This window comes from Paenibacillus marinisediminis, from assembly GCF_054343325.1.
Genome location: NZ_JBTGUH010000017.1, coordinates 57057 through 67596 on the forward strand (window position 1 = coordinate 57057; position 10540 = coordinate 67596).

Sequence of the window (10540 nt, forward strand, 5' to 3'; positions counted from 1 at the left end):
CACAAATAGCGGCCCGTGTGTCCGCTACCGCCCTCCTTGACGCAGCAAGCTCCCACCGTCTGTCACTCATACAGCCGATAGGAGCTATCTACTCCCGCACAGCTTCGCGGCAACACAAAAAGTCCCCACCGCACACCCTTTGCGATGGGGACTTCTATACCACTAGCGCCTTAGATTCCAGGAATCATAGAGCGCTTATGCTCCGTCTTCTTATACTGACGCTCGATCTTCTCCCGCGCTTCGTCGGAAACTGGCTTACCTTCGAGATAATCGCTGTTCTCCTCATACGTGATGCCCAGCTCTTTCTCATCGGTCTGCCCTTCCCACAAGCCTGCGGTTGGCGCCTTATCAATGACGCTCGCCGGAACGCCCAAGTAACGCGCCACTTGGCGTACCTGGCGCTTATTCAGCGAGCTAAGCGGCGTGATGTCTACCGCGCCATCGCCCCACTTCGTATAGAAGCCTGTCAGCGCTTCTGACGCGTGATCTGTCCCGACGACGAGCAGGTTCAGATCGAAGGCAAGCGCGTACTGTGTAACCATGCGCACACGAGCCTTTACATTCCCCTTGCCTGGGATGCTGATATGGCGATGATTCTGCATCTGCTTGAAAGCCTGCTCCGTTTCAAGCACGATCTCATTAACAGCATCTTCAATATTTGTCTCCACTGTATGCTCCAGCTTGAATGCTTGTGCAGTAGCATAGCTGTCTTGAATGTCCGCCTGATCTCCGAAAGGCTGGAATACGCCCAGCGTCATATAAGGCTGTCCTGTCTCCGCCGTCAACTCATCGGTAGCAAGCTTACACAAGCCTGCTGCAACTGCGCTGTCAATTCCGCCGCTGATCGCAATCAGCAATCCTGATGTACCGGACTGCTTCACATATTGCTTCAAGAAATCAACTCGGGTGCGAACCTCCTCAGCCTCATTGATCTGCGGCTTCACGCCAAATCTCTTCACTATCTCTTCCTGCAAGCTCATTTTTCCCACTCCTCCTATTGCACTATATGTATATCACTTGTTAGACAAGTCGAATAGCTTTTCTATGGATAACCATACCGCAGCATGGATCATTAACGCTAGTAGCAAAGAACAGTTTTCATTAGATAACCAACATTGTTATACTCATATGCCGCTGAATCATTATTGCTTGGGCTGTTCCTATGAGCCGATTAGGCCCGAAAGCGCAGCGAGAGGCTGCTCCAGACTTAATGGATGCAGCCCCCGGCTTCCTATTCCTTATCTTAACGGCAGAAACGATCGTAAGCTGCCGTCAGTTCAGCTGAGATCTCTTCAGCAGAACGGTTCTCTATACCGTGGCGCTCAATAAAGTGCACGAGCTCTCCATCTTTCATTAGAGCAATGGAAGGAGAAGAAGGCGGATACGGCGCGAAGTACTCACGAGCCTTAGCTGTAGCTTCTTTATCCTGTCCAGCAAATACAGTAAACAGGTGATCAGGTGTCACCTCGAACTCCAGCGACTTGCGCGCACCCGGACGGCAAAGTCCTGCCGCACAGCCGCATACAGAGTTAATCACAACAAGCGCTGTGCCTTTAGCTGTTGGAAGCTTCTCTTCCACTTCTTCAGGCGTCGTCAACTCAACAAAGCCCGCACTCGTCAATTCATCGCGCATAGGCTGTACCATATCGCGCATATATTGCTCAAATGACATCGACATCTTCATTCACTCCTAAAAAATAATATCCGATAGTAGACAGAACGCCCCTCCCGTTCTCTATCGGTACTATTGTATCTAGGCGTAGAAGGGAAATCAAGCGAACAGAAGGCTTTTCCTAGGTGGAAGGGCGGTTAGGTCCGTTCAGCTTCTTATCTACAGAACCGCCGCTGCGATTAGCGTTGCCTGGTTTCTGCTTCTGCTGGCGCTGCTGTGCCTTTGAATCTTGAGACATGGAATTGCCTCCTTTCCGTCACATATTCAATGGTATTATGCGTACGGAAAGATTCCTTTATCCCATATGATTCCCTGCGTTCTCCGGCGGCTCCAGCGAAATAGCTGAGCCTTCAGCACCGATAGTCTTGCTTATACTCTCTTCTGTAACCACCTGCTCCTTCGAGCGCAGAATGAGATAACCAGTCAGAAGCAGAGATACATAGCCCCACTGCAGCAGGGACAAGCCTAACCACAAAGATTCCTGCGGCGCAGTATAACTCAGCAACATGCCGATCGATCCCATCGAGAGCGTGGTAATTAACGCATCCGAATAAGTACCGATAGGACGTCTGCGAATCCATAAGCCTATTAGCAGCAGCAAAGCTAAGATCGACTCTACTGCCGGCAATGACGCCTGCATCGTTGCCGGCAGCGGTACCGGCGTCAGACCTGGCGTTTGGAATCCCAAAAGGGAATAGAAGATCCCGAATCCTGCAATCCCCATTAACAGGCCATGCGCCAACGTATCTGCGAACTCTGGTATGGAGATGCGCGATTTTCGTATATATGATGCGGTCCAAGCCAGCAACCCGATAGCTAACAGTACATTACCGCTCATTGAGGTTCCGTTCAAGAATAACAGCGCCTTCGGCTGCTCCCATATAACAGATGGACTCTCCCATAGATATCCGAACTTTAGATTAAGGACTAATACAATCATCACCGTGAGAGTCCAATCCAAGATCTGCCGCGGGGATTTGTGCTCCAGCTTAAGACGAAGCGCCATAGCAACGGCTGCAATGAGCACGCTCGCAATCACGGCCAATAAGTCACCCTGCAGCGTCAGCGGCCCTAGTTGTATCACATTCATGCATGATCCTCCGTTTATTTATCAATGATGCGTCAGGCACCAGAACTTACCTTTATTTTACCATAGTCCGATCATGAATACGTATCTTCACTGTGACAACAAACTCAGACTAAACGGTATACGCCTGAAGCTGCGGCGATTCAAGGCCGCTACTAGCCGCCTCCACCTGATGTTTATGCGTTCTGAACGTCACGATGAAGCTTGTCCCCTTGCCAAGCTCCGATTCCACACGTATCGTTCCGTCATGCCGCTCAACTATACTTAGGCACAATGGCAACCCAAGCCCCGTACCTTTCGACTTCGTCGTATAAAAAGGCTCGAACAGCTTCTCTCTGGTTGGTTCTGATATCCCTGAACCAGTATCGCTAACCAGCAGCTCAACTGTGGACAACTTCTCATCGTATTGGGTGGCAATCGTCAATACGCCCTTTTCCTGCATGGCTTCCATCCCATTGCGGGCTAGATTCAGGATAAGCTGTTTCATTTCCTTCGGATTCAGCAGCAGCTCTGGAACTGAATCTCCAAGCTCCAATACAATCTCTTGGCCGCGAAGATGGGCATCCGCCCACAGCAACGGCGCTACATGGTGGATCAGCTCATGAAGCTGAGTCTCCTCTTTCTTGACGATGCGATCCTGAGCAAGCGACAGGAAATCGTTAATAATTCCGTTTGCCCGATCCAGCTCCTCCATAACGATGTTATAGTACTCTTCCATATGTCCAGGATTCTTCTCTTTCATAAGCTGAATAAACCCGCGTACAACAGCCATCGGATTGCGGATCTCGTGCGTTATGCTGGCTGCCATCTGTCCCACAAGGCTTAGCCGTTCCATGTTGCCTATTTCCGCTCGAAGCTGAGTTAGTTCCGTAATATCATGCAGCATCCCCACAGCGCCCACGATCTCTTCTGTCTCCGGATTCTGCATGGACTTCGTATGCACAAAATAGGTGCGATCACCAATAATACGCACTTCACTCTGCATAGGCTCTCCTTGAAGCACACGAAAGATTAGAAGGTCATCCGAATCCCATAGACGAATCTTATTAAAAACATCCCGATAAGACTGACCAATGAACTCTCTCAGCTCATATTGACCGCTATGCTCCTTAATAATATTGAGCAGGGTCTGATTGATATTGGTGATCTCGGCATCTGCATTGACAGCAATGACTCCAAGAGGGGTTGTATCCATCACATGGTTCAGCTTCTGCATCTCTTGGCGATACTTATGAGACATATTTAAATATCCCAGTTGAAAATAAGCCTTCTCCCGCACACTTTCAATAAAATAAACGGTGGAACAGGCCGCAATCATAAATACGAAGCCAAACATAGCCATAAACAGAAATACGTCGGAATGAAAATCAATGTTGTTCTCCCATAGCTCTAAGGAATAGAAGACGATATACAAAACCATTCCAAGCAAAGCAAAATTCATGGTAATATAAATCCGCATGCCCAGATTAGAGGTTCTGAACCGATTAATATAGAAGAACAGGACTGGCGTAATATACAATAGCGGGTCTGTCCAAAGAGGCTGTGTGAGCTGCGTTAAATCAAATCCATACAGGATGAGGATATATAACAGTACGATACCCGCTCCTATACGATAACCGCCATACAATATCCCTATAGCAAACGGAATTAGCCGAAAGTCGAAGGGATGTGCAGTGGTTTTATAATAGTAGAAAGAAAACATCATACACAGCAGCACAGAAATAACGGAGAAAAAACCGATGTAAATATGAGCCTTCGTGATTCGAGACGGCTTCATTAAATAAATCTGACACGCAAATGCTGGGAGGCAAGCGATAAAAACTTGCAGCAATGTTTCCTTCAGTGCAACTAACACGATCGCTATTCCACCTTCCAAATATGTCCACTATGCCTAGATTAAAACACAGAACAGAGTCGGAAACAATCAGCAAAAGTCATATTTTCTCAAATATTATAGTTATACGGTTGCAATAGGATTAGTTAGGGCTACAATGATACAATCTATATTAAATACATTCGCTTAGGAGTTTATACTATGAAATACGATGTAATTGTAATAGGCGGAGGCTCGGCTGGATTAATGGCAAGCATCTCAGCTAGTAAAGGCGGCGCTACTGTTCTTCTCTTGGATAAAGGCGACAAGCTGGGGCGAAAGCTGGGGATCTCTGGCGGCGGCAGATGCAATGTGACGAACAATAAAGAACTCGATGATCTTATTAAGCACATCCCTGGCAACGGGAGATTCTTATATAGTGCGCTCACTCAATTTGGCAATAAAGAAATTATTCAGTTCTTCGAGAATCTAGGCATCAAGCTGAAGGAAGAAGATAACGGACGCATGTTCCCTATCTCTGACAAGGCCAAGACGGTGGTGGATACCCTTGTTAATCAGGTGCGCAAGCAGGGTGTGAAGATGATGATGAACGCCCCCGTCGACAAGATTCTTTACGAGGATCAACGTGTGGCTGGCGTGAAGCTTAGAAATGGCGATGTGATACGCAGCAGCAATGTCATCGTCGCCTCTGGAGGAAAGTCCGTTCCTCAGACAGGTTCAACCGGCGACGGTTATAAGTGGGCTGAAGCAGGCGGTCATACGATAACGGAGCTATTTCCCACAGAGGTCCCTCTGACGTCCAATGAACCCTTTATTCAGAGCAAAGAATTGCAAGGGCTGTCACTTCGAGATGTGTCGCTGTCTGTATGGAACCCTAAAGGAAAGAAGCTGATTGAGCATCAAGGCGATATGCTGTTCACTCATTTCGGAATATCGGGACCGATTGCTTTAAGATGCAGCCAATTTGTAGTAAAAGCGCTGAAGCAGTTTCAGGTCGGCAATGTAGAAGTTTCGATTGATTTTAAGCCGGAAAAGAGTGCGGATGAAGTATATCAAGAGACACTGAAGCTCACGAAGCAAGAGCCTAAGAAAGCGATCAAGAATATATTGAAGGTCTATCTGCCGGAACGAATCGTACCGATTCTGCTGCAGCAATCCGGGCTGGACGAGCAGTTGACGTACGATCATATTCCGAAGCAAGAGTGGCTGCAGCTCGCTAAGCTGATGAAGCGATTCCCCATCCGGGTGTATGGGACGCTATCCATTGAAGATGCGTTCGTTACTGGCGGCGGCGTCAACCTGAAGGAGATCGATCCGAAGACGATGCAGTCCAAGCTTATTGAAGGACTATACTTCTGTGGAGAAATACTAGATATACACGGCTACACAGGCGGTTACAACATTACAGCGGCATTCTCAACCGGATATGCTGCAGGACAGCATGCATCCACTAAGCAACTATAATATGGGGCTGCTCTAGAACAGCAAGAAGAGGCCGCTTACCTAGTCGATGAGACTGGATCAGCGGTCTTTTTATTCGATAGCACATACGGTGATAGTAAGACCGAATGGCCCGCACTTGAACGGACACAGGGGCCGCTATTTCATGATTTCGAAGTGTTTTTTGAGGGCTTGCGGACACAGATGACGCTATTTGCTTCAAAACTAGCACTAAACGGCTTATTCAGGTCAAATAACGGCTCTACAGTCCGCTAGTATGGCGAATTAGTGGTGTTTGCTGCAAATAGCGGCTCGTGTGTCCGCTCCCGGCCCTTGTAGATAGCTATCGATTTTATCGAATAGCTGTAGAACTAGGGATGGACAACCTTGAGCTCACCATCATCGAAAAAAACAAGGGGCTTTCCCAGGTAGAAAAAATCTACTTTTGGGACAGCCCCTTGCACTTTCGCTCGTTAATCAGATATGCACGCCGCCAGGAAAATGATTCGTTCTTTCCTCATCATTCCATCCTTCGGCATCCTCATCCCGCAGCGATAGATCGTCTAAGGCAGCTGTCGTACGAGCATATTGATCATCTTCCGCCCAATCCTCATTAACGAGATGAGCGGGAATTGGGATCAGATCCAAGCCATATGCTTCATCATAGACCATTCGTTCGTTAACGTCTCCTTCCTCAACCAGCGAACCGCCATAAGCCGCGGCAATTTCCAGAGCGGAAGTTAAATCTTGACGATTCAGATGAATATGAAAGACATGGCCATCCATTTCCATAACCGGCGTATAGTTCAATTCCCGCATCATATCATAAGCTAACTGCGCATTACCCGCATCTTCGAAACGGAAACGAATACTTGCTTCACGCATGGCTGACACCTCCATTCTAGGACATTCATTGTTAATATGCCCTATAAAGAGCAAATCAACCCAACTCGATGGTTTCTTTGACTTTCCAGCCTCTCATCTTCATGACTCGTGCACATACCCAGATCGTTACGGCAATCCCTACGGCAAACACCAACAATTTATCGCTAACCGCAGGCATCCATACAGCAGCAGAGAAGGACCATATAATTGCGGGAACAACTGCATTGATTCGTATAAAATGAACGGCCCCCGCATGCAAATCAGCAACTGAAAATACGTAAATGCTCCATGCCTCGCTAGACAGCACTTCACGCCAATAGCTGTTCAGCCAGTATCCGAGCACGACGCCCATCACAGGCAGCACGAGATATAATAACGCGGGTGCCTTTAAGGTGCTGATCATGATCGCCACAGCCCCCACTCCGGTCAACTGCAGATAGAAGCTAATATGCGCTCCGCTGCGCCATAAGGTCTTGACTGCGATTGCCCCGATCGTGATGCCGCTCGTCTTCGTTTCCATTAGATAACCCGACTTGCGGAACAATAAGGGGCGTTTCCCTTTACGCCTGCGCGGAGGCTTCTCCACAGCTTGAGACAACAGAAGGTTTGTCAGCCTCATCTTATAATCTATCTCAATATCAATATCGCGCTCGAAGGTATACGCAGCGCGCATTCGCCATATGCAGCAAGGAATAAGCGCTCCTGCAAGCAGGATAGTTGCCGCTGTGGCGCCTAATATCGTCTCACCTGCAGGTACCAATAGGAGGCGGAATATGACGATCGCCAGCATCACCGTTAAAGAGCTCGCTATCTTCATAGGCCAGCCGTGGAATCGAACTTGAATCTGATTGACTGCCATCGCCTTCAAGCATGACCATAACCATGCCAAGAATGCCGTGCTTATCACAACAGCGGAAGATATGCCGAACGCCTTGAGCATCCACGGCAGCGCCGCAAGGGTCAAGAGCAGAACGATCAGCGCTTGGCGGAGCATCATTTCCACGATGCCAAAACGAATAAAAGAGCGCCACCATGCAGGCAGCTGACGCAGAAATAAGATGTCCCCCGCTTCTTGCCAGGTTCGCAAGCGAGACCAGAAGATAGGCAGGAGAAATAGGTATACCCACAATTGCATTTCCTGCAGCATAGACGGCACTTCCAACGGCTTGAGCCACCAATCGGCATAGAACTTGCCGCCCAAGAGAAGCGCCGGCACGATGAAGTACAGCATCACCGTCCAGTCAAGCACCGTGCTCGCCGTCTTCCACTGAAAGTTCATGTGGTGCCGCCATCGGCGCAGCGCTAACTCAGCCGGCTTCACGTCAACACCTCAAAGCAGTCCATCAAGCTTCCCTGCGGAAGCCCGCACTGGGCACGAATATCCTCGAAGGTACCCTGTGCGACAATACCACCTTGATGAATTAGAATGAATGTATCGCAGATCCGCTCAGCGGTATCCAATACATGCGTGCTCATCAACACGCCTGCGCCCTGCTCTCTGGCTTCTTGCAGCATGTCAAGCAAGCGCCTTGTCGCACGCGGATCAAGGCCGATGAACGGCTCGTCCACGATGTAGAGCGGCGGCTTTAGCATAAAGGCAATGATCAGCATCAGCTTCTGCTGCATCCCCTTCGAGAAGCTTGTCGGATAGTGATGCACTACCTCCGTTAGCTGGAAGCGCTCGAGAAGCTCATGCGCCCGCTGTTCAAACACATCCTTCGGCAGCTTGAAAGCCGCAGCCGCAAGCTCTAGATGCTCCCATAGCGTCATCGTTTCGTAGAGCACAGGCTGCTCAGGCACGTATGCATAGCCGCCATCTCCACCGACTCGAATCGTTCCTTTTACATGCCGCATCACACCCATTACCGTCTTGATCGTGGTGCTCTTGCCTGCCCCATTGGGTCCAATAATACCGACTAATTGCCCCGGCTCTACCTCAAACTGTATATTTCTAATCTTGATATCACCTTGATCATAGCCCGCTTCTTCAATATTTACATCTAATACCGACATGCCTTTCCCCTCTCTCATGACAGCCGACCAGCAGTTGCTTTACTGGTTAATGCATTAATATAATCATCTTGCCGATGTTAAGATTGGCCTCCATTCGCTTATGAGCTTCGTTCGCTTCCTCCGCATCCCATACCGAATCAATAACGGGCTGAATCGCTTCGGACTTGAACAGCGGCATCGCCCACTGCACAAAGCTGCGCGTCAATTCCACCTTGCGCTTATGAGGCAGTCCCCGCAGCGTACTAGCGATAATGTGAATCCGCTTAATCATAGCCGGCATGATGTCCAATTGTTCCACCTTCGAACCGCTTAACGCCCCGAACAAGATGATGCGGCCGTCTACCGACAGCACGTCCATGTTGTCCTGCCAGTAGGCTGGGCCTACCGGATCCATAATCAACTGCACACCTTCGCCCTTCGTCCGACGTAGAACCTCCTCACGGAAGGATTGATTCTGGTAATTGATCACCGCATCAGCTCCAAGTCGGCTTACGACCTCGCATTTTTCATCCGTACCGGCAGTTGCGATCACATAGGCTCCGACAGCTTTAGCGATTTGGATCGCTGCCGTACCTACACCGCTTGCCGCGGCATGGATCAGAATCCGCTCGCCCGCCTTAAGCTTGCCAAGCTGAATCATATTGAGATAAGCCGTCAAGAACACTTCTGGGACTGCAGCAGCCTCGGTCAAAGTTATCTGATCAGGAATTGCGATCGCCATATCTTCAGGAATGACAACATACTCGGCATAGCCGCCGCCATTCAGCAGCGAGGCTACATGATTGCCTGCTTCCCAGTTCTTGACGCCTTCTCCGACTTCCTCAATCACGCCGGACATCTCGAGACCCAGAATAGGAGAAGCACCCTTAGGTACTTCATACTTTCCTCTCTTCTGCAGCAGGTCTGCACGGTTCACCGCCGTTGCATGAACTCGAACTAACAGTTCGCCAGGACCGCACACGGGTCTCTCCCAGGTTCCTATGTACATTTTCTGTTCCTCATTCACCAATATTGCCTTCATGCGATTAGCCATCTCATTCGCCTCCCTTATCCTTACTAACAAGCTTACACAATACAAAGTTTTTAAAAACTTCAATTTTAATGCGTTCAACCTTTCACAAATGTGATTAATGACATGTTATAAATTACAATTCCATAATATCATGAAATCATTATCACAGATTGTGACTAAAAAAGGTGGGATCAACATGCAAGAACGTGTAGATCATGAAACAGAAGCCTCCATGCACTTGTATCGCGTCTTGTCCAAAGCGTTCAAGAGCGTATCCGATCACTCTGCTGCCAACTGCAAAAATGAAGGCTTCAATCCAACAGACTTTGCGGTACTCGAAATGCTATATCACAAGGGTCCGCAGCCAATTCAACAAATTGGATCAAAACTGCTGCTGCAAAGCGGCAATGTTACCTATGTTATAGACAAGCTTGAACGCAATGGCTATCTGCGCCGTCATCCTTGCAACAAGGATCGTCGCGTCATCTATGCAGAGATGACGGATGAAGGCAGAGACATCATGGATCGCATCATGCCTAGTCAAGCCAGCACGTTGAACCGTGCCTTAAGCGGACTGACGACAGAGGAGAAAGAACA

At 48.8% G+C, this 10540-nt stretch carries 11 protein-coding genes; 2 read left to right on the forward strand and 9 right to left on the reverse strand.

Annotation, left to right across the window (positions count from 1 at the left end):
• Nucleotides 1–170: 170 nt before the first annotated feature.
• The 5 genes from nadE to ACXX53_RS21915 all read right to left on the reverse strand — a co-directional run bounded on the left by nadE (nucleotide 171) and on the right by ACXX53_RS21915 (nucleotide 4614).
• Complete coding sequence (gene nadE / locus ACXX53_RS21895) at nucleotides 171–980, reverse strand: ammonia-dependent NAD(+) synthetase (protein WP_458570820.1); 810 nt, start codon at nucleotides 978–980, stop codon at nucleotides 171–173.
• 263 nt (nucleotides 981–1243) lie between these two features.
• The gene (locus tag ACXX53_RS21900) at nucleotides 1244–1678 is read right to left on the reverse strand and encodes a BrxA/BrxB family bacilliredoxin (protein WP_458570821.1); all 435 of its coding nucleotides are present in this window, start codon (nucleotides 1676–1678) and stop codon (nucleotides 1244–1246) included.
• 115 nt (nucleotides 1679–1793) lie between these two features.
• Nucleotides 1794–1910, reverse strand: a complete 117-nt coding sequence (locus ACXX53_RS21905; RefSeq protein ID WP_458570822.1) for an acid-soluble spore protein SspM — start codon at nucleotides 1908–1910, stop codon at nucleotides 1794–1796.
• 57 nt (nucleotides 1911–1967) lie between these two features.
• A complete protein-coding gene (locus ACXX53_RS21910) occupies nucleotides 1968–2762 on the reverse strand; it encodes a hypothetical protein (RefSeq protein WP_458570823.1) in 795 nt (264 codons plus the stop codon).
• 109 nt (nucleotides 2763–2871) lie between these two features.
• Complete coding sequence (locus tag ACXX53_RS21915) at nucleotides 2872–4614, reverse strand: ATP-binding protein (RefSeq protein ID WP_458570824.1); 1743 nt, start codon at nucleotides 4612–4614, stop codon at nucleotides 2872–2874.
• Nucleotides 4615–4794: 180 nt separating this feature from the next.
• Here ACXX53_RS21915 and ACXX53_RS21920 point away from each other — a divergent pair, with 180 nt between their 5' ends.
• On the forward strand, nucleotides 4795–6057 hold the full coding sequence (locus ACXX53_RS21920; RefSeq protein ID WP_458570825.1) for an NAD(P)/FAD-dependent oxidoreductase: 1263 nt from the start codon (nucleotides 4795–4797) through the stop codon (nucleotides 6055–6057).
• A gap of 453 nt (nucleotides 6058–6510) precedes the next feature.
• Here the strand turns inward: ACXX53_RS21920 and ACXX53_RS21925 are convergent, their stop codons facing one another.
• Genes ACXX53_RS21925 through ACXX53_RS21940 form a run of 4 tightly spaced genes read right to left on the reverse strand, consistent with a single transcriptional unit; the run spans nucleotide 6511 to nucleotide 9964 of the window.
• Complete coding sequence (locus ACXX53_RS21925; protein ID WP_458570826.1) at nucleotides 6511–6918, reverse strand: DNA/RNA helicase; 408 nt, start codon at nucleotides 6916–6918, stop codon at nucleotides 6511–6513.
• A 55-nt stretch (nucleotides 6919–6973) separates the two neighbouring features.
• Nucleotides 6974–8239 (reverse strand): ABC transporter permease, encoded by a 1266-nt coding sequence (locus tag ACXX53_RS21930; RefSeq protein WP_458570827.1) that lies wholly within the window; start codon nucleotides 8237–8239, stop codon nucleotides 6974–6976.
• Nucleotides 8236–8931: an ABC transporter ATP-binding protein gene (locus tag ACXX53_RS21935; protein WP_458570828.1), complete on the reverse strand. Its 696-nt coding sequence runs from the start codon at nucleotides 8929–8931 to the stop codon at nucleotides 8236–8238. The genes ACXX53_RS21930 and ACXX53_RS21935 overlap by 4 nt, the downstream gene beginning before the upstream one ends.
• Nucleotides 8932–8977: 46 nt before the next feature.
• On the reverse strand, nucleotides 8978–9964 hold the full coding sequence (locus ACXX53_RS21940; RefSeq protein ID WP_458570829.1) for an NAD(P)H-quinone oxidoreductase: 987 nt from the start codon (nucleotides 9962–9964) through the stop codon (nucleotides 8978–8980).
• Nucleotides 9965–10139: 175 nt separating this feature from the next.
• Between ACXX53_RS21940 and ACXX53_RS21945 the strand changes: the two genes are divergently transcribed.
• Nucleotides 10140–10540 (forward strand): MarR family winged helix-turn-helix transcriptional regulator (locus ACXX53_RS21945; protein WP_458570830.1); only part of this gene is annotated, 401 nt, incomplete at its 3' end.

Bases quoted from the DNA above. Each gene is read 5' to 3' on its own strand.
- nadE (WP_458570820.1), bottom strand. From the start codon at position 980: ATGAGCTTGCAGGAAGAGATAGTGAAGAGATTTGGCGTGAAGCCGCAG.
- ACXX53_RS21900 (WP_458570821.1), bottom strand. From the start codon at position 1,678: ATGTCGATGTCATTTGAGCAATATATGCGCGATATGGTACAGCCTATG.
- ACXX53_RS21905 (WP_458570822.1), bottom strand. From the start codon at position 1,910: ATGTCTCAAGATTCAAAGGCACAGCAGCGCCAGCAGAAGCAGAAACCA.
- ACXX53_RS21910 (WP_458570823.1), bottom strand. From the start codon at position 2,762: ATGAATGTGATACAACTAGGGCCGCTGACGCTGCAGGGTGACTTATTG.
- ACXX53_RS21920 (WP_458570825.1), top strand. From the start codon at position 4,795: ATGAAATACGATGTAATTGTAATAGGCGGAGGCTCGGCTGGATTAATG.
- ACXX53_RS21925 (WP_458570826.1), bottom strand. From the start codon at position 6,918: ATGCGTGAAGCAAGTATTCGTTTCCGTTTCGAAGATGCGGGTAATGCG.
- ACXX53_RS21935 (WP_458570828.1), bottom strand. From the start codon at position 8,931: ATGTCGGTATTAGATGTAAATATTGAAGAAGCGGGCTATGATCAAGGT.
- ACXX53_RS21940 (WP_458570829.1), bottom strand. From the start codon at position 9,964: ATGGCTAATCGCATGAAGGCAATATTGGTGAATGAGGAACAGAAAATG.